Annotated in this window: 17 protein-coding genes; 9 read left to right on the forward strand and 8 right to left on the reverse strand. The window is 69.1% G+C overall.

What is annotated here, in order from left to right; genetic code table 11:
* Window positions 1-120 precede the first annotated feature (120 nt).
* Window positions 121-675: a hypothetical protein gene (locus tag ABT392_RS03060; protein WP_334278635.1), complete on the reverse strand. Its 555-nt coding sequence runs from the start codon at window positions 673-675 to the stop codon at window positions 121-123.
* A 43-nt stretch (window positions 676-718) separates the two neighbouring features.
* Entirely contained in the window at window positions 719-1,537 is an 819-nt protein-coding gene (locus ABT392_RS03065) for a beta/gamma crystallin-related protein (protein WP_395386646.1), read from the reverse strand.
* Between the two features lie 192 nt (window positions 1,538-1,729).
* On the opposite strand from ABT392_RS03065, the gene ABT392_RS03070 reads away from it, so the two are divergent.
* On the forward strand, window positions 1,730-2,131 hold the full coding sequence (locus ABT392_RS03070; protein ID WP_334278637.1) for a response regulator: 402 nt from the start codon (window positions 1,730-1,732) through the stop codon (window positions 2,129-2,131).
* Here ABT392_RS03070 and ABT392_RS03075 read toward each other — a convergent pair.
* Complete coding sequence (locus ABT392_RS03075) at window positions 2,109-2,747, reverse strand: response regulator (protein ID WP_395386645.1); 639 nt, start codon at window positions 2,745-2,747, stop codon at window positions 2,109-2,111. The genes ABT392_RS03070 and ABT392_RS03075 overlap by 23 nt on opposite strands.
* Before the next feature lie 32 nt (window positions 2,748-2,779).
* On the opposite strand from ABT392_RS03075, the gene ABT392_RS03080 reads away from it, so the two are divergent.
* The 4 genes from ABT392_RS03080 to ABT392_RS03095 all read left to right on the forward strand — a co-directional run bounded on the left by ABT392_RS03080 (window position 2,780) and on the right by ABT392_RS03095 (window position 4,640).
* Entirely contained in the window at window positions 2,780-3,481 is a 702-nt protein-coding gene (locus ABT392_RS03080; RefSeq protein WP_395386644.1) for a sensor histidine kinase, read from the forward strand.
* Window positions 3,482-3,631: 150 nt separating this feature from the next.
* Window positions 3,632-3,883: a hypothetical protein gene (locus tag ABT392_RS03085; RefSeq protein WP_334278640.1), complete on the forward strand. Its 252-nt coding sequence runs from the start codon at window positions 3,632-3,634 to the stop codon at window positions 3,881-3,883.
* Complete coding sequence (locus ABT392_RS03090; protein WP_334278641.1) at window positions 3,883-4,290, forward strand: hypothetical protein; 408 nt, start codon at window positions 3,883-3,885, stop codon at window positions 4,288-4,290. The genes ABT392_RS03085 and ABT392_RS03090 overlap by 1 nt, the downstream gene beginning before the upstream one ends.
* Entirely contained in the window at window positions 4,287-4,640 is a 354-nt protein-coding gene (locus ABT392_RS03095) for a hypothetical protein (protein WP_334278642.1), read from the forward strand. Before ABT392_RS03090 ends, ABT392_RS03095 begins: the two co-directional genes overlap by 4 nt.
* Here ABT392_RS03095 and ABT392_RS03100 read toward each other — a convergent pair whose 3' ends face one another.
* The 5 genes from ABT392_RS03100 to ABT392_RS03120 all read right to left on the reverse strand — a co-directional run bounded on the left by ABT392_RS03100 (window position 4,641) and on the right by ABT392_RS03120 (window position 7,911).
* Window positions 4,641-5,411: a diguanylate cyclase domain-containing protein gene (locus ABT392_RS03100; RefSeq protein WP_395386643.1), complete on the reverse strand. Its 771-nt coding sequence runs from the start codon at window positions 5,409-5,411 to the stop codon at window positions 4,641-4,643. It abuts the gene before it with no gap.
* Window positions 5,412-5,605: 194 nt separating this feature from the next.
* On the reverse strand, window positions 5,606-5,764 hold the full coding sequence (locus ABT392_RS03105; RefSeq protein ID WP_334278645.1) for a DUF3309 family protein: 159 nt from the start codon (window positions 5,762-5,764) through the stop codon (window positions 5,606-5,608).
* A 121-nt stretch (window positions 5,765-5,885) separates the two neighbouring features.
* Window positions 5,886-6,341: an RcnB family protein gene (locus ABT392_RS03110; protein ID WP_395386642.1), complete on the reverse strand. Its 456-nt coding sequence runs from the start codon at window positions 6,339-6,341 to the stop codon at window positions 5,886-5,888.
* A gap of 73 nt (window positions 6,342-6,414) precedes the next feature.
* Window positions 6,415-7,107: a Crp/Fnr family transcriptional regulator gene (locus ABT392_RS03115; RefSeq protein ID WP_395386641.1), complete on the reverse strand. Its 693-nt coding sequence runs from the start codon at window positions 7,105-7,107 to the stop codon at window positions 6,415-6,417.
* Window positions 7,108-7,191: 84 nt separating this feature from the next.
* On the reverse strand, window positions 7,192-7,911 hold the full coding sequence (locus ABT392_RS03120; RefSeq protein ID WP_395386640.1) for a Crp/Fnr family transcriptional regulator: 720 nt from the start codon (window positions 7,909-7,911) through the stop codon (window positions 7,192-7,194).
* A 160-nt stretch (window positions 7,912-8,071) separates the two neighbouring features.
* Between ABT392_RS03120 and ABT392_RS03125 the strand changes: the two genes are divergently transcribed.
* The 4 genes from ABT392_RS03125 (at window position 8,072) to ABT392_RS03140 (ending at window position 18,363) form a co-directional block, all read left to right on the forward strand.
* Window positions 8,072-8,635, forward strand: a complete 564-nt coding sequence (locus tag ABT392_RS03125) for a sterol desaturase family protein (RefSeq protein WP_464970901.1) — start codon at window positions 8,072-8,074, stop codon at window positions 8,633-8,635.
* A gap of 100 nt (window positions 8,636-8,735) precedes the next feature.
* Complete coding sequence (locus ABT392_RS03130) at window positions 8,736-9,953, forward strand: OmpA family protein (protein ID WP_464970902.1); 1,218 nt, start codon at window positions 8,736-8,738, stop codon at window positions 9,951-9,953.
* Window positions 9,954-9,956: 3 nt separating this feature from the next.
* Window positions 9,957-10,193 carry a hypothetical protein gene (locus ABT392_RS03135; RefSeq protein WP_334278653.1) on the forward strand — a complete coding sequence of 79 codons (237 nt, stop codon included), beginning with the start codon at window positions 9,957-9,959 and terminating at the stop codon, window positions 10,191-10,193.
* Window positions 10,194-10,203: 10 nt separating this feature from the next.
* On the forward strand, window positions 10,204-18,363 hold the full coding sequence (locus ABT392_RS03140; RefSeq protein ID WP_395386639.1) for a glycoside hydrolase family 94 protein: 8,160 nt from the start codon (window positions 10,204-10,206) through the stop codon (window positions 18,361-18,363).
* Window position 18,364 lies beyond the last annotated feature (1 nt).

Raw genomic sequence — 18,364 nt, forward strand, 5'->3', positions numbered from 1 at the left:
TGCTCCCCCTGCGGGCGCGAGCGAGCATTGAGTTGGGTCAATTTTTGGACCATGAACAGAGCGGCCCGCCGCTCCTTGCGGAAGGCGGGCCGATTCATCGTGGAAACGGGCAGTGAGATCTCAAGCTTTGCCGAACTTGCTCTTGGCGGCGCTCACGCAAGCGGCCTTGGCTTCGCCGGCCAGGGCTTCGCATTTTTCTGCGGCAACCTTGTACTCGGCATCGCGCTTGTCGGCGGCGGCGTCCTTGCGCGCTTCGCTGATCTTCTTGCCTGCCTTGGCGTCAGCCAGCGCGGTGGTTTCCGCCGCCTTGGCCTCCTTGACGCAGACGTCCTTGTCGTTGCCAGCCTTGTCGTCGCAGCGTTCCTTGGCTACGGCATAGGCCGACTCGGCCTTGGCCACGAGCACCTTGGTGTGATCGGCCGGCTTGCCGCTGAACGTGAAGTCCAGCTCGGCGTAGGCGACCTTCTCCTTGCCCTTGGCTTCTTCGATGCAGATGTCCTTGGCGTTCATGGCCAGGCTGTCGCAGGCGGCCTTGTCGGATTTGTAGTCGGCGCCGATACGGGTCTTGGCGCTGTCGAACTCGCTCTTGGTCATCGGTGCGGCGCTGGCACTGCCCCAAAGCGTCAGCAGGGCGCTGAGTACCAGGGAGGTGCGGACTTGGTGTTGCATGGTCATGGTCTTGCCTTTTTGAGGTGTGGGGAGGAGGGAGGGGTGAAGCTCAGGCGCGCGGCTCGCCGTCGCGGTTGACGGTGACGGTGTCGCCCGGAGGCTGGGTCAATTGCACGCGGTGCGAGCGGCCGCGGAACACATAGCTGACGTCCCAGTAGGAGGGTTGGGCCTGATCGCGCACACTGCTGCAGCGCTGCACGTTCTGGCTGGCCACCTGCTGGCCCTGTTCGTTGCGGCCGATGTTGGAGCCCAGTGCCGCACCGGCGACCACGCCGCCGACGGTGGCGATGTCACGGCCGGTGCCACCGCCGATCTGGTGCCCGATGATGCCCCCCACCACCGCGCCCATCAGGGCTGCCGGCACGTTGGCGCCGCGGCGCTCCGGCGCCACCTGTTCGCGCTCGATCCAGCAGCGCTGGTTGTTCGGTCCGACCACGGCGCGTACCGAGGTCACCTCGGCCTCGAAGGTGCGCTCCTGGCCGCGGCGGCGGTAGTCGCTGACCACCAGCGGAGCCGGTGCGTAGCGGTCGTCGTCGATGCGGTCATTGCGGGCGATGCGCCGCACCGAGGAGATGCTGTTGTTCATGCCCAGCGCTTCCAGCGAGGCGTAGCGACCCTGCATCAAGACCCGGCACTGCCCTTCGAAGTTCTGGTGTTCGCAGACTTCCCAGCGATCGCGACCGCTCACCACCACGGATGAGCTGCGGTCATTGAAGCCGACACGCTCGAAGTTGCGCACCGTGGCCTGGTTGTTGGTGAAGCTGCGGCCCTCGAAGCCGCCGCGTTCAAAGAATGTGATCTGGGCCAGGGCAGGGCCGGCCAAGGCGAAGCCGGCAAGCGCCAGCGCGTACTTCAGTGATGGGTTCATAGGGTTCTCCGAAAGACCTCGGTCAGTCTGGCCGTCGCGCCACACGCTGCACAGCAGCCGGAGCCGCCATATCCGGTAGGTGGCGTCCTACCCGGACGAGGCTTGTAGGACTGCGCTGACAAGGCGAATGCCATGCTGCCGATGGCGGCTGCTCGTGGGTCCGGGCATGCTTTGGCCATCCACATGTCGTCCATGCCAACGCTCAACACCTATCTCATCGAAGACAGCGCGGTGATCCGCGAGCACCTCATCGCAACGCTCGAAGAGCTGGCGCCGGTCCGGGTGCTGGGCAGCGCCAGCGACGAGGCGTCGGCCCTGCAGTGGCTGGCCGCGCCCGACCATGCGGTGGACCTGGTGCTGATCGATCTCTTCCTGGCCGGCGGCTCGGGCCTGGGGGTCCTGCGCGCGCTCAGCAATCTCCCGCAGCGTCCGGTCCTCGTGGTGCTCAGCAATTTCGTCAGCCCCGACATGCGCCGCCATTGTCTGAGCCTGGGCGCGGTGCGGGTGTTCGACAAGTCGAGCGAGGTCGAGGCGCTGCTGGACTACTGCGCCGAGCTGGCCGCCGGTCAAGTCAGCGAATCAAGTCCTGCTTGAGCGCGTAGTAGGTGAGCTCGCTGTTGCTCGTGAGGTTGAGCTTTTCCATCACGCGGCTGCGGTAGGTGCTGATGGTCTTGGCGCTCAGGCACATGCCCTGCGCGACATGGCCCACGGTCTCGCCGCGCGCCAGGCGCAGGAAGACCTGCAGCTCGCGTTCGGACAAACGGCTGTGCAGTGGGGCATCGCCTGCTGCATCCTCAGCCAGGCCCTCGGCCAGACGCTCGGCCACGCCGGCCGAAATGTACTTGCGGCCGCGCGCCAGCACGCGGATGGCGCGCACGATTTCCTCGGGCTCGCAGTCCTTGCTGAGGTAGCCGCTGGCGCCCTGGCGCAGCAGGGCTGTGGCGTAGTGGGTGTCGGAAAAGCCGCTGAGCATCAGCACCGGCAGGCCTGGCATGCGCGCATGGATGGCGGCCAGTGCATCGACGCCGCCATGCACCGGCATGGCGATGTCCAGCAGCAGTACATCGACTTCGCCCTGCCGCGCGATGTCCAGCGCGGCACGGCCGTCGGCCGCTTCGGCCACGACCTCGAAGTCGGCCTGTTCGCTGAAATACTGGCGCAGGCCGGCACGAACCAGCGCATGATCGTCCACGATGGCGAGCCTGATCATGGGCAGCCTCCAATCAGCATCCGGGAGTTGGTGTGAGCATTCGGCAAGTCCTTGAGAACACCCGCCTGGAAGCCGAGGTGGCACGTCGAACGGCGCAGTTGACCGAGCTGGCCCGCCACATGCAGACGGTGCGCGAAGACGAGCGCGCGCGGCTGGCGCGCGACCTGCACGATGAACTCGGCGCGCTCCTGACCTCGGCAAGGCTCGACGCCGCCCGCATCCGCGCCCGCCTGGGCGACACGGCGCCCGAGGCGCTGGAGCGGCTTGCGCATCTGGTGCAGACGCTGGACACGGTGGTGGCCCTGAAGCGCCGCATCATCGAAGACCTGCGCCCCTCGGCCCTCGCGCATCTGGGCCTGCCCATCACGCTGGACATCCTGGCGCGCGAGTTCGGCGAGCAGTCGGGCCTGCAGATCCATTGCGATCTGATGGCGACCCAGCTGGTGCCCGCCGCCGAGCTGACCATGTACCGGTTGGTGCAGGAGGCGCTCAACAACGTGGCCAAGCATGCCGGCGCGCGCCAGGTCTGGATCAAGCTGCAGGCCCTGGCCGGCGAGCCGGTGCACCTGAGCGTGCGTGATGATGGCTGCGGCTTCCTGCCCTGCGCAGCCAGCAGCGCCAGCCATGGACTGGCGGGCATGCGCTTCCGTGTCGAGGCCGAAGGCGGCAGCCTCGAGATCCATTCGGCGCCGGGCCAGGGCACGCAGATCAGCGCCAGCCTGCCGCTGGCCTGAGGTCGGTCTTGTCCTACGCAGCGGCGCTGCGTCGGCCGACAAATGCGCGGCCGTCACGACGATGGTCGCCAACGGCAGCGAGCCTGAGACTGGGGCCATCGCAGCGAAGGCGTTGCGAGTCATCTTGTTTTTCATTGCGAAGGAAACCCCATGAAAGCTGAAGTCACGATAGAACCCGGCAACACCGTCGATGCCCAACCGCTGTTCAGCCGCGCGGCCGAGCAGGCCAAGGAGCTGGTCCATCGCAGTGGCGCGGCGATTCGCGAGCAGGCCCACAAGGCCTCCGACAGCACGGTCAGCTACATCCGCGCCGAGCCGGTCAAGGCCGTGTTGATCGCTGCTGCCAGCGGTGCAGCCCTTGCCACCGTGATCGGCCTGCTGTCGCGTTCGCGCCGGGATTGATGAGCATGTGGCCTGCCTGGTTGCAGATGCTGGCGGCGCGCCCGCAGTTGCTGGCCGAGCATGGCCAGGCCTATGTGCAACTGCTGGGCGAAGAGTCGGGCGAGGCACTGGCCGGTTGGCGGCGTCAGTTGATCTGGCATCTGCTCGCTGGCCTGTGCCTCGCGATGGCCTTGCTGCTCGCGGGCACGGCGTGCCTGCTTGCGGCCGCATTGCCGTTGGCGCAGATGCCCTTGCCCTGGCTGTTGCTGGCCTTGCCTTTACTGCCCCTGCTCGCCGGGTTGGCTTGCTGGCAGCAGGCGGGCAGGGCGCAGGCGCGCTGCTTTGTGCGCCTGCGGCAGCAACTGCGCGCCGACGAGGTGCTGCTGCAAGAGTTGCTGGCCCCGCCCTCGAAAGGAGCCACGCCATGAGCAGCGCCGCTGTTGTGCGGCTGGAACTCTCGCGCCAGAAGATGCGTGCCGCCTTGCAATCCCCGGGCCTGCCGCTGGAGAGCCTGCTGCTGCAGCGCGCCGCCGGCCGGGCCAATGAAGCGCTGGAGCCCTTGCTGCAACCAATCGCCCGCAAACACCCCTGGTTGCTGGTGATGGGGGCTGCCGCGCTGGGCGGCTGCCTGGTGGCGGCCAGGCCCTGGCGTTGGCCGCTGATGGCCTTGCTGCCAACGCTGCTGCCCGCCGTTCTGCCCCAGTTGCTGAGCGGCATCGCACAGCAGGGCTTGCTCGAGGGCCTGCTGACGCTGTTGCGGCGACCACCGCCGTCTTGATCAGCGCGCGGCGCTCTGGTCAAAGAAGGCATGGCCGCTGTGTTGCTGCTTGGCGTGGTACATCGCCAGGTCGGCGGCCTTGAGCAGGTCGGTTACCGTCTGGCCATCGGCCGGACAAAGCGAGATGCCAATGCTGGGCTTGATGCTGAGCTTCAAGATGCCCAGGGTCAGCGGTGCAGCCACCACCTCATGAAGCTTGACCGCCAGCTGGATCAGCTGACCACGGCTGTGCCCGTCCAGGCGCACGCAGGCGAACTCGTCGCCGCCGATGCGGCTGATCATGTCCCCCTGTCGCACCACGCGGCTCAGGCGCGAGGCCACGACGCGCAGCAGCTCGTCGCCGATCTGGTGGCCATGGTTGTCGTTGATCGCCTTGAAGCCGTCAAGGTCCATGAAGAGCACGGCCATTCCGGGCGGCGGCGTGCCGTCATCATGGCGCAGTGCCAGCTCCAGGCGCTGACGGAAATAGCGCCGGTTGGGCAGGCCGGTCAGGGTGTCGTGCAGTGCCATGTGGCGGGCGCGCCGCTCGCCGGCCTGGGTGCCGGCCAGCTCGGCCTGCGCCTGCTCCAGCTCCAGCTGCATGCTGTGCAGTGCCTGCTGAGCGAGCAGGCGCTGTTCGGCCAGTTGTCCGGCCAGGCCGCTCTGCAGCTGATCCAGCGCCACCGCGCAGGTCAGCATCTGCTGGCGCAGATAGCGAACAGCCTCGGCATGGTCGTCAGTATGGGGGCGCTGCCCTGCCTGCAGCCGGAGCCGGGTCTTGACCGCCTCCATCAGCGGCTCCCAGTCGGCTGGCGGCGGGCGAACTTGCGGTCCTGGCAGCGCAGTCTGCGGTTTCAGTACCAGCGGCTGTGCGGGTGGCTGCGCATTGCCTGGCCAGGATCTGGAGAGGGTGGCAGCAGAAGTTGGGGCAGGGGCTGAGCTCAGCATGGAGTCTCCTTGCGACAAGTCATCAGATCGGTCGGGCTTCAGAGCCGGCCGCCCAGGAGCATCAGGACCAGCACCACCACGATCAGGCCCAGCGCACCGCTTGGCAGGTAGCCCCAGCCGCGGCTGTGCGGCCATGTGGGCATGGCGCCGACCAGCATCAGGATCAGCACGATCAACAGCAGTACGCTTATAGACATGGCGTTGCGCTCCTTTTCAGGGGGAGAGGCCGCAGCCTGCGGCAGGTGAAATGCCCGGTCTGTGCGACAGCGCACGCACGGGAGGATGCCTCAGCGTGGCAACAACGCTCGTGCATGGCGTTCACTGGCTGAGGATCAGTTGCAGGATGACGCCGGTGGCGATTGCCACCAGCAGGTAGTCGCTGCCGGTCTGCACCCAGTGGTAGCCGCGCGGCGGCGAGCTCAGGCGGTGGCCGCGCCAGTCTTCCACCACAAAAGTTCGGCTGCGGTAGTAGCTGGGCAGGCGGTCGCCGCGATGAAAGCTGTGGTCGGGGCCGGCGCCGCGCGAGTCCCAGCCGCCACGGCCATCGCGCCAGCGTGGCTGGCCGCGCTCGCCGCGCTCGTCGCGGTAGTCACGCTGTTCATGGTGATTGCGCTGGTCCCGGCGCTGCCGCTGCTGCTCGCGCTGGTTGTTTTCGCGCTCGCGCTCGCGTTCTCGTTCGCGCTGCGGCGGGCCCTGGGCCTGGACAACGCCGCTTGCCAGCAGGGAGAGGGCCAGCATCAGTGAACGGTACATCAGGCTGCGACTGTGGGTCATGGTGGACTCCGGTGGTGTAGTAGCACCATAGGCCGGGCGAGCCTGCGCATCGGTGCGCTGGCGAACCCAGGCGCTAATCGAGAAAGTCCTCCAGCGAGGCGCGCTCGCTGGCGTAGCAACTGCAGGCGGCGGCTTCCAGTCCTGGGCGGTCCAGCACCTGGATGTCGCCACGGTGGTAGCGGATCAGGCCGGCGCGCTGCATGGCCCCGGCCGCCGCCGTGACGCCGACACGGCGCACACCCAGCATGCTGGCCAGGAACTCATGCGTCATCTGGAAGCTGTCGGAATGGGCGCGGTCCTGCGTCATCAGCAGCCAGCGCGCCAGGCGCGGGCCGATCATATGGAAGCGCAGGCAGCCGGCCGCATTGGCCTGCTGGGCCAGGCGCACATAGAGGTAGCGCTGCAAGAGCTGTTGCAAAGGCGGGCTGACGGACAGTTCCCGCTTGAACGCAACGGCGCCGATGCGCCAGGCCAGTCCGGGGCCCTGCACCAGGGCCTGGAGCAAGGCCGCCCGAATGCCCAGCAGCAGATGCAGGCCGACCATGCCTTCATTGCCGACCAGGCCCACCTCCAGGCTCGGGTGGGCATCGATCCTGGTGAGCATCGACACATAGGCCCGCACTGGGAAGTAGGCGTAGCTGGTGATGTCGCCGCGCTGCCACAGAGTCTCGCCCATGCCCAGGGTCACAGGCTGGCAGGCGGCAAGGAGTCGCGCCCTGTCCAGGCGGGGCAGGCGGGCAATCAGGTCGTTCCTGGGCTCGGACAAGCGGCTCTCCGGCAGTGATTCGCCAGTCTTGTACGGCTGTGCTTCTGCTGACTGTCTGCCAGCGTACAGAGTGCATGGCTCGCGTCAGCGCGCGGGCCGGTCCGGCAGCAGACGTTCGTACTCCTTGCGCACCACCTCGTAGCATTCGCAGCTGCGCGCCTCCAGGCCGGGCCGGTCCAGCACGCTGATGTGGCCGCGCGCATAGCGGATCAGTCCGGCTGCCTGCAGCTTCAAGGCGCTTTCGGTCACGCCTTCTCGTCGCACGCCCAGCATGTTGGCGATCAGCTCCTGCGTCATCACCAGCTCGTTGCCCTTCAGCCGGTCCAGGCTCAGCAGCAGCCAGCGGCAGAGCTGCTGGTCCAGCGAATGGTGGCGGTTGCAGACGGCAGTCTGGGCCATCTGCGTGATCAGAGCCTGGGTGTAGCGCAGCAGCAGGTGCATCACCGGCCCGCCACGCTCGAACTCGTCGCGCATGCCCTGGGCGCGCAGTCGGTAGCCCTCGCCGGCGCTTTGCACCACGGCGCGGCTGGGCGTCGAGCCGCCGCCCATGAACAGCGCGATGCCCACCAGGCCCTCGTTGCCGACCACGGCGATCTCGGCCGAGGCACCGTTTTCCAGCACATAGAGCAGGGACACGATGGCCGAGGTCGGGAAATAGACGTGGCTGAGCGTGCGCCCCGACTCGTAAAGCACCTGGCCCAGCGGCAGTGCCACCCATTCCAGCTGAGGCAGCCAGCGCTGCAACTCGGCCTCTGGCAGGGCGGCCAGCAGATGGTTGTTCAAAGGGGGTATTCGTTCTGGCATGGCGGCTTCGCGCGACAGCGGGGCTGGCGACACCACAGCGTGGCATCGGAAAGCGCCAGGCCGACTATAGGCAGTTGCGGCCAGATCATTGGTGCGCTAGCGCACAGACCATTCGTGAGGCTCCACCTAGCTTGTGCTGCTGTTCAACGAGGGATGATGCATGGACCTGCTGTCGATGGAACAAAGCCCGGGCACCTATCGCGCCGACTTCGTGCTGTACGGCTCGCTGGTCTTGCTGCTGGTCAGCCTGAGCCTGTGGAACGCGGCACCGCATCCGGCCGGATGGCTGGCCGCGCTGCTGGCGGGCTTTGCCCTCTGGAGCCTGATCGAGTACCTGGTGCATCGCTTTGTCCTGCATGGCATCGAGCCGTTCAAGCGCCTGCATGCGGTGCACCACGCCCGGCCGCGTGCGCTCTACGGCCTGCCCACGCTGTTCAGCCTGCCGCTGTTTGCAGGGCTGGTATTCCTGCCGCTGCTGGTGCTGCTGGGCTTGTGGCCCAGCTTGCCGTTGATGGCCGGTGTGTTGGCGGGCTATCTGTTCTACGGCCTGGCTCACCACCTGGCTCACCAGGGTCTGTCAAAAAATTGGCCAGGCCCGGCCTGGCAGTTGCGCCGGCAACGCTGGCATGCCCACCACCATGGGGGCGAGGCCGCCTGCTACGGCGTCAGCACCGGCGTCTGGGACCAGTTGCTGGGAACCGGCTGGCGCAAGGGGGTTCGCTAGCGCACAGACCCGCAGCGGCCTTGGCGTCGATAAAGGCAACTCGGTGCGTGAGGTCATGCATGCACACCGCGACGCTCACAACCGACCCAAAGGACTGTTCATGAAATCGTTCCACCACACAGCCGCAGCCCCGCCCCGTACTTCGCAGCGCCAGCTGCTGCGCCTGCTGGCCCTGGCTGGCCTCGGCCCCTTGACCCTGCTCAGCGCCACGGCGCAGGAGGCCGGCTATGGCTATGGCGGCCTGTCCGTTGGCCAGTCACGCTCACGCATTGACGAAGCGCGCCTGCTCAGCAGCCGCATGGGTGCGGGTATGAGCCTCACCACCCTGGATCGCGACCGCACCGCCACCGGCTACAAGGCCTTGCTCGGCTACCAGATGAGCGACATGTGGGCCATCGAAGGCGGCTATTTCAATCTCGGCCGCTTCAACTTCGGTGGCGACGTCACGCCACCCGGGCGCCTGAACGGCAGCCTGCGCGCCCAGGGCTTCAATGCCGACCTGGTGGCGCGCGTGCCGCTGACCCAGAACCTCTCGGCGCTGGCGCGGGTGGGCGGCATCTATGGCCGCACCAACGACCACTTCGAAGGCTCCGGCTCTGCCCAGCCCATCAACACCAGCCCGACGACGCGCGGCAAGGGCTACAAGGCCGGCCTGGGCCTGAACTATGCGATCTCCTCGACGCTGTCGGTACGCGCCGAGGCCGAGCGCTACCGCGTCTATGACGCGATTGGCGGTCGCGGCAACATCAACCTGGTCTCGGTCGGCCTGGTGATGCCTTTCGACAGCCCGCGTCCGGCGCCCCGTCGCTCGGAGGCGCCTGCGCCCATGCCGGTGATGGCCCAGGCCGAACCGCCTATGGTCATGCCGCCGCCCGCGCCGCCGGCACTGCAGGTGATGATGGCTCCGCCGCCCCCGCCGCCCGCGCCGCCGCAGCGCCAGCGCGTCAGCTTCTCGGCCGAATCGCTGTTCGGCTTCGACAACGCCGTTGTGCGCCCCGAAGGCCGCAGTGCCCTTGACGGCTTCAGCGCCCAGACGCGCGGACTCACGTTCGAGCAGATCAATGTCGAGGGCTATACCGACCGTCTGGGCACCGAGCGCTACAACCAGAACCTTTCGCAGCAGCGCGCCGAAGCCGTCAAGGCTTACCTGGTGAGCAGCGGTGGCCTGACGGCGGGCAAGATCACCGCCACTGGGCATGGCGAAAGCAAGCCCATCACGCTGCTGGCAGATTGCCGAGGCACGCAGGCGTCGGCGCGTTTGATCGCCTGCCTGCAGCCGGACCGCCGGGTCGAAATCGAAGTGGTCGGATCGCGCTGAGCCATGGCCGCTGCTTTCACTCCGTCGCACTGGAGCACGGCCAGTGGCAACGACAGCACGGACACCTCGCCCATGGAGTTGTCGGTTCTGGGCGAGCATGTGCGCCAGTGCCGCGGCCTGCCAGGGCGGCTGACCGCCGTGCATTGCGGTGCCCAGCGCATGCTGGGTTTCTGCAGCGCACGCCTGGTCAGCAGCGTGTTGGTGCTGACATTGCTGGCCGCTGCGCTCTGGTGGCTCTAGGAGCCATGGCATGAATGCCAGCGCCGCCCTGCATCGCTGGCCGGATGAGGACGCGCGTGAGCTGCTGGACACGGCGCGAGGCCCCTTGCTGCCGGCGCTGCGGGCCGAGATCTTCGGCCCGCAGCGCTTTGCCGAACATGGCCGCAGCCTCGGTCTCAGCCACCGCAGCGCCCATTGCGCAGGCAGCGGGCGAAGCTTCTTCCCAAGCCTGCGCAGCAATATCGACAGCCTGCGGGCCTCACAGCGCTACATCGCCAACATTGCGGCCCAGGGCGGCGACATCAGCCCGGCGGCCGAATGGCTGCTCGACAACTTCCATCTGATCGATGCCCAGCTGAAAGAGGTGCGCGAAGGCCTGCCGCGCGGCTACTACCGTGAGCTGCCGGTGCTCACAACGCCGCCCTTGGCGGGACTGCCGCGCGTCTACGGCGTGGCCTGGGCCTTTGTGGCCCATACCGATGGCCAGTTCGACGAGGAGCTGCTTGTGAAGTTCCTGGCCGCGTATCAGGAGAACTGCCCGCTGGACCTCGGCGAGATGTGGGCGCTGCCGACGACGCTGCGGGTGGTGCTGATCGAGAACCTGCGCCGCCTGTCTGAACGACTGGCCTGCGACAAGGCTGCCCGCGAGCTGGCCGACCTTTGCGCCGACCAGGCGCTGCACTGCAGCCAGAGCCGGCTGGACAGCCTGCTTAAGCGACTGCGGGCGCGCGGTGTGGCCACGGCCTTCCTGACCCAGCTGGCCTTGCGGCTGCGCGAACAGCAGGCGCCCGCCGCGCAGCGCCTGATGGCCTGGCTGCAGGCGACCGATGCCGGCATCGTGCCCGGCGCACCTTGGGTGGCACCGACGGCGGACAACCTGAGTGTGGGCAATGCCGTGGGTTCGCTGCGCGCCATCGGTGATGCGGACTGGACCGACATCGTGGCGCGCGGCAGCGCCCTGGTGCGCCTGATGCTGAGCTCGCCGCTGTTCCGCGCCGAACATGCCCTGACCCGCGATCAGACCCTGCATGGCATCGAGCAGCTGGCCCGGCGCAGCGGCCGCAGCGAGCTCGTGGTGGCGCGTCAGTTGCTGGCCTTGATGGCCGCTTCGCCACAGACCAGCCTGGCGCCAGCGGCCGCCTGCTTCTGGCTGCAGGGCGAGGGCCGGCCGACGCTCATGCATGCCCTGGGCCTGCACGAGCGCGGGCGGCAAGTCCTCAAAGCGGGCCTGCATCGCGCGGCCCTGCCGCTCTACCTCGGCAGCATCTTTGCCGCGACGGCGCTGCTGTCCGCGGCCCTGCTGCCGACGGGCGCCTCGGCCCTGGCCTGGCTGCTGGTGGCGCTGCCGGCCTCGGAGGCGGTGATCGCCCTGGTCCACCGCCTGATCAGCGAATCCCTGAGTCCGACCCAGTTGCCGCGCCTGGCCCTGGTCGAGGGCCTGTGCCCCGAGCACCAGGTGATGGTGGTGGTGCCGGCCCTGCTGGGCGACATGGCCAGCAGCCGCGCGCTGGCCCGCCGCCTGGAGCTGCACTACCTGGCCAACCGCGAAGCCTGCGCGCAGTTCGCGCTCTTGAGCGACTGGCCCGATGCCGACCAGGCCGACGCGCCGCTGGACGGCTGGATGCTGCACGAGGCGCAGACTGCGATTGCCGATCTCAACACCCGCTACCCGACGGCCGCAGAGTCGCCGCGCCGCTTCCTGTTGCTGCACCGGCGGCGCGAGTTCAGTGAGAGCGAGCAGCGCTGGATCGGCTGGGAGCGCAAGCGCGGCAAGCTGGAGCAGCTGATCGCCCGGCTGGCCGGAGAGGGCGAGCCCGAGGATTTTGTGGAACTGGGCGAGCTGTCCAGGCAGGCCGAGGGCACGCGCTATCTGCTGACGCTGGACAGCGACACCGGCCTGCCGCCGGGGCGCCTGCGCGAGCTGGTCGGCGTGGCCGCGCATCCCTACAACGAGCCGCGCCTGGCCGCCGATGGCCGCAGCCTGGTCAGCGGCTATGCCATTCTGCAGCCGCGCATTGCCGCGCCGCTGCCGCCGCGCGGCCAGCGCAGCGCCTTCTACCGGCTCTTCGCCGGCCGCGGCGGCAGCGATCCCTACAGCGCCGCCAGCTCCGAGGTCTACCAGGACCTGTTCGGTGAGGGCAGCTTCAGCGGCAAGGGCCTGCTGCAGGTGCAGGTACTGCACAAGCTGCTGGCCGGGCGGCTGCCCGAGGGCCAGGTCTTGAGCCACGACCTGCTGGAAGGCGCACTCAGCCGCGCCGCCGCGCTGAGCGAGCTGACCCTGATCGAGGAAGCGCCCCAGCATCCGGACGTGGCCGCCGCCCGCCAGCACCGCTGGATGCGCGGCGACTGGCAGTTGCTGCCCTTCCTCGGGCTGCGCATGCGCGCGGTCAACCGCTGGAAGCTGGTGGACAACCTGCGCCGCTCCCTGCTGGCGCCGGTTTCGATGCTCTTGCTGCTGCTGGCGCTCTCGGGCCAGCTGATGTCGCCCTGGGTGGCACTGATGCTGGTCTTGGTCGCCCAGTCCGCCGGGACCCTGCTGGGCGCGCTGACCGGCCTGGCCTCGCAGCGCGAGGACCTGGCGCGCTGGCATTTCTACCGCCAGGCGCTGATCGACCTGGTGCGTGCGTTTGCCGCCGGCCTGTGGTTGATGTGGCAGCTGGTGGAGCAGGTGACAGGCGCGCTGGACGCCATCGTGCGGGCGCTGTACCGGCTGCTGGTCAGCCGTCGCCATCTCCTGCAATGGACCACCAGCGCGGCCGTGCAGGCTGCCGCCGAACCGCGCCTGCAGCCGCTCTTGCGCCGCCACGCGCCGGGCATGTATTTGTCCCTGGGCTTGTTCGCCGGCCTGCTGATGGTCGATACGCCGGTGCCGGGCCTGAGCCTGGCGTTGTGCCTGGCCTGGAGCCTCGCACCACTGGGCATCTGGTGGGCCGGGCGGCCCGAGCGGCTGGCGGCCGAGCTGAGCGGGGCGCAGCGCGAGGAACTGGAGCGCATGGCCCGCGACACCTGGCGCTTCTTCGAGCGCAGCGTGGGTCCGGATGATCGCCATCTGCCACCCGATAACCTGCAGCTGCTGCCGCATGAGGCGCTGGCGCACCGAACCTCGCCGACCAATGTCGGCCTCTACCTGCTCAGTGCCGCCTGTGCCTGCGAGTTCGGCTGGATCGCGCGGCGTGAGCTGGTCGAGCGACTCACGGCGACGCTGGACAGCCTGGCCACGCTGCAGCGCCACCGCGGCCATTTCCTCAACTGGTACGACACCCAGAGCGGCCTGGCGCTGGCGCCGCACTATGTGTCCAGCGTCGACAGCGGCAATCTCAGCGGCCACCTCTTGTGCGTGGCCGAGGCCTGCCTGGACTTTGCACTGCGCAGCGAGGCCGGGCATGAGCCCGCCGGCATTGCGCATGGCTTGCGTGCCCTGGCGGCGCGCTGCCAGCAACTCGCCTGGGAACCGGACTACGCCTTCCTCTACCACGCGAAGCGCCACCTCCTGCACATCGGCTACCGGCTGACGGAGCAGGAGCTCGACACCGGGCTCTACGACCTGCTGGCTTCGGAGTCGCGTCTGACCAGCCTCTTGGCCATTGCCAAGGGCGATGTGCCGGTGCGCCACTGGGCGGCGCTGGGCCGGCCGTTCTTTGCGCGCGGCGGCCGGGCCGGACTGCGCTCCTGGTCGGGCTCGATGTTCGAGTACCTGATGCCCAGCCTGATGCTGGCCGAACCACCTGGCAGCGTGCTCGACCAGGCCGGCCGCGTGGCCTTGCGGGAGCAGATGGACTTTGGCGCGGCTCACGGCCTCCCCTGGGGCATGTCGGAATCGGCCTATGCGGGGCGCGACCACACGCTGGCCTACCAGTACGCGCCGCAGGGCGTGCCCAGGCTGGCACTGCGGCGCACGCCGCCGGACGAACTGGTGGTGGCGCCCTATGCCACGGCGCTGGCGGCCATGCTGGACCCGCGTGCGGCGCTGCGCAACTTTGCCGCGCTGGCTGCTCTGGGCGCACGCGGTGGCATGGGCTTCATCGAGGCCCTGGACTTCACGCCGGCGCGGCTGCTGGGCCATGAGCGCGTCATGCCGGTGGCCACCCTGATGGCCCACCACCAGGGCATGAGCCTGGTGGCGCTGACCCAGGTGCTGCGCGCCGGCATCGTGCAACGCTGGGGCATGGCCTGCGCCCCGATTGCTGCCGTGGCCTCCTTGCTGCATGAGCGTGCGCCGCGCGAGATCTCGCGGCTGCATGTGCTGCCGCCGCCGGCGCTCGCGGGCTCGCTGCCGCGCCGTGCCGCTGCGCTGATGCAGGAGCTGCGGCCGGGCCAGGCTGCCATCGAGCCCACCCATCTGCTGGGCAACGGCCGCTACACCGTGGCGCTGCGGCCCAATGGTGCCGGCTGGAGCCAGTGGCGCGAATGGGGCCTCAGCCGCTGGCGCGACGATGCGCTGCGCGACGAGCACGGCCACTTCTTTTTCCTGCGGCGCGGTGCTGGCGCGCGCCTGGTATCGCTGAGCCAGCATCCGGCACCGGATGCCGAGGCCGAGTACGGGGCGCAGTTCCACGCCGACCGCGTGTGCCTGAACGCCCGCTGGAGCGACCTGCACAGCCGCGTCAGCGTCTGGGTCAGCCCGGAAGACGACATCGAGTTCCGCCAGGTCGAGCTGCGCAATCTGGGCAATGAGCCCCTGGAGCTGGAGCTGTGCTCGGCCTTCGAGCCCACGCTCTCGACGCCGCGAGCCGACGAGGCGCACCCGGCCTTTGTCCAGCTGTTCATGCGCGCCCAGTGGTTGGCGGCGCAGCAGGCCCTGCGCTTGGAGCGCCGGCCGCGCCTGCCGGAAGAGGCGGCGCTGCAGCTGGTCCATTTCCTGGCCGACAGCGAGCCGCCCTGCAAGGTCCTGCTACTGCAGGTGGATCGGCAGCAATGGCTGGGGCGCAATCGCGCGGCCTGCGAGCCGCTCGGCGCCTTGCAGGCGGCGCCGGTCGAAGGACTTGTGGAGCTGACCACCGGTCTCGACCCGGTCTGCGTGCTCGCCGTGCGCCTGCGCATCGCGCCGGGCGCCAAGGCGGTGCTGACTTTTGCCACCGCCGTGTCCGACCAGGCGACGGTGCTTGAAGCGGTGCTCGACAAATACCGCCAGCCCAGCCAGTTGCAGCGCTCCGCGCTGATGTCGGCCACGCTGACTTCGGTGCGCCTGCATGAGCTGGGGCTGAGCCCCGAGAACTTCGCCGCCCTGCAGACGCTCAACACCGCCATGCTGCTGACGCTGGCCCGGCCCGACGCGCCCGCCGAGGCCGGCTGTGACCGGCGCAGCCTGTGGCGCTTCGGCATCTCGGGCGAGCGGCCGCTGCTGCTGGTGACGGCTCATGCGATCCAGGGCCTTGGGCTGCTGCGCACGCTGGCGCAGGCCTTGCGCTGGTGGAGCTTTGCCGGCGTGGGCTGCGATCTGGTGGTGCTCAATGCCGAGACCTCGTCCTACCAGATGGCCTTGCAGCATGAGCTGGCCGGCCTGGCCGAGCGCCATGCGGCGGCTGCGGCGGGCAATGCAGGCGACTCGCGCCGCTGCGGCTTCCATCTGCTGCGTTCTGACGAGCTCAGTGCCATCGAGCTGGCCACCTTGCAGGTCTTGGCGCGCGTCCGCTGGCAGGCCGATGGGCGACCGTTGCATCAGCAGGTCCTGGTCCTGGCCACCGCCCGTGAACGCGAGCGGGAGCTGCGCGGCGAGATGTCGATCACGCCGCTGGAGGTGGCCAGCACCGACGCGCAGCCGGTGCCGGCACCGCAGGGCCACTTTGTCGATGGCGGCAGCGAGTTTGCCTTCGAGGTCAGTGCGCAGCTGCGACCGGCGCGGCCCTGGATCAATGTGATCGCCAATGCCCGCTTCGGTTGCCAGGTGAGCGAGGCGGGCGGCGGCTACAGCTGGGCCATCAACAGCCGGCTGCATCAGCTGACTGCCTGGAGCAATGACGCGGTGGCCGACCCGCCGGCCGAATGGTGGCTGGTGCAGGACCTGGTCACCCGCGAGGCCTGGAGCCTCAGCTCTTCGGCCTGGGGGGGCGATGGGCAGCGCTACGACGTGAGCCATGGCCAGGGTTGGAGCAGCATCGAGCACAAGCGCGGCACGCTGGCCGTGAGCATGACGATCTGCGTCGATGCGAAGATGGCCCTCAAGCAGGTGCACATCGAGTTGTTCAACAACGGCCCGCGGCCGCGCTCGCTGCGCCTGCTGGGCCTGGCCGAATGGCTGATGGGCGCGCAGCGCAGCGACCGCGCCAGCGTTTCCTGCGCCATGCAGCGCCAGCGCCTGGCCCATGGCAGCGTGACCGCGCTGCAGGCAACCCAGCGCGAGTGCGCGACAGGCTTTGGCGACGCCACCGCCTTTCTGGCCCTGGTGCTGGACGCCGAGGCGCAAGCGCCCGACTGGAGCTGCGACCGCCGCGAGCTGTTCGATGCGCGGGGCCGCCTGGTGCTGCCCGACCATCTGGCACAGCGCGCCGGCACCGGTCTCGACCCCTGCGCCTTGCTGGCCACCGAACTGGTGCTGGCGCCGGGCGGTCGCTGCGAGCGGGTGTTCCTGCTTGGCCACGCCGAGAGCCCGAGCGCGGCACGCCAGCTGGCGGCCGAGGCTGCCATGGTCAAGCCTGCCGAGCGGGCAGCAGCAGCGCGTGGCGCGTGGGACCGGCTGCTGGGCGCGGCCACGGTCACGACGCCCGATCCGCTCTTCGATGCCCTGGTCAACCGCTGGTTGCTCTACCAGGTGCAGAGCTGCCGGCTCTGGGCCAAGGCCGGTTTCTACCAGGCCGGCGGCGCCAGCGGCTTCCGCGATCAGCTGCAGGATGTGCTGGCCCTGGCCTGGGCTGCGCCTGAGCGTCTGCGAGCGCAGTTGCTGGCGAGCGGATCGCGCCAGTTCGCAGCCGGCGATGTGCAGCACTGGTGGCATGAGCCCGGCGGCGCCGGCGTGCGCACGCGCTGCTCGGACGACCGGCTGTGGCTGGTCCATGCCTGCCTGCACTACCTCCGCGCCACCGGCGATCAGGCGGTGATGGATGAGGAACTGCCCTTCCTGCTGGGCCGCGAGGTGCCGGCCGAGGCCGAGGATGTCTATGAAGCGCCGAGCAGCGATGGTGGCGCGGGCACGCTGTACGAGCATGCCGCGCGCGCTCTGGATGCGAGCCTGGCCAGCGGCGTCCATGGCCTGCCCCTGATGGGCAGCGGCGACTGGAACGACGGCATGAACCGTGTGGGCGTCGCCGGCCGCGGCGAGTCGGTCTGGCTGGCCTGGTTCCTGTGCCGGCTGGTCGAGGACTTCGCGCCGCTGGCGCGCGCCCGCGGCGAGTTCGACCGGGCGCGCAACTGGGAGCGTGTGGCCCACGGCTGGCGCACGGCCTTGCAGGGCCATGCGTGGGACGGCCATTGGTACCGCCGTGCCTTCTTTGACGACGGCTCGGTGCTCGGCACCGAGCAAGGCAGCGAAGCCCGCATCGACCTGATCGCGCAGGCCTGGAGCGTGCTTTCTGGTGTGGCGTCGCCGGCCCGCCAGCAGCAGGCCTTGCGCGCCATGCAGGCCGAGCTGGTGGATCCGGTGGCCGGCCTGATCCGCCTGCTCGACCCGCCCTTGCAAACGCAGCAGCCGGACGCCGGCTACATCCAGGCCTACCCGCCCGGGGTGCGCGAGAACGGCGGCCAGTACAGCCATGCCGGCGTGTGGGCGCTGATGGCGCAGGCGGCCGGTGGTGTGGATGACGAGCAGGAGACGGTGGGCGATCGGGTCTACCGCTACTTCCGCTACCTGAGCCCGGCGCACCGCGCGGCCGATGCGCAGATGGGGCGGGTCTATGGGCTGGAGCCCTATGCGGTGGCGGGCGATGTCTACAGCCAGCCGCCCTATGTGGGGCGGGGCGGCTGGAGCTGGTACACCGGCGCGGCGGCCTGGCTGCAGCGCGCTGCGATCGAGTCGATGTTCGGCCTGCGCCTCTCGGCCACGGAACTGAGCCTGCAGCCCTGTCTGCCGGCGAGCTGGCAGCGCGCCGAACTGTGCCTGCAAAGAGAGGGGCGGGAGATGCGCTTCATCCTCGTGCGCGGGCCGGTCGGAGAGATCCTGGCCCTGGAACCCCGCGCCAGGCTGCTGCCGCGGGGTCAGGTCTTGCTGTGGACGGAGTTGCCGGCGCTCAGCAGCTTTGTCGTGCCGCTGAGCGGGTGAA

It is taken from the genome of Paucibacter sp. JuS9 (assembly GCF_044043925.2).
Classification (GTDB): domain Bacteria; phylum Pseudomonadota; class Gammaproteobacteria; order Burkholderiales; family Burkholderiaceae_C; genus JAUASW01.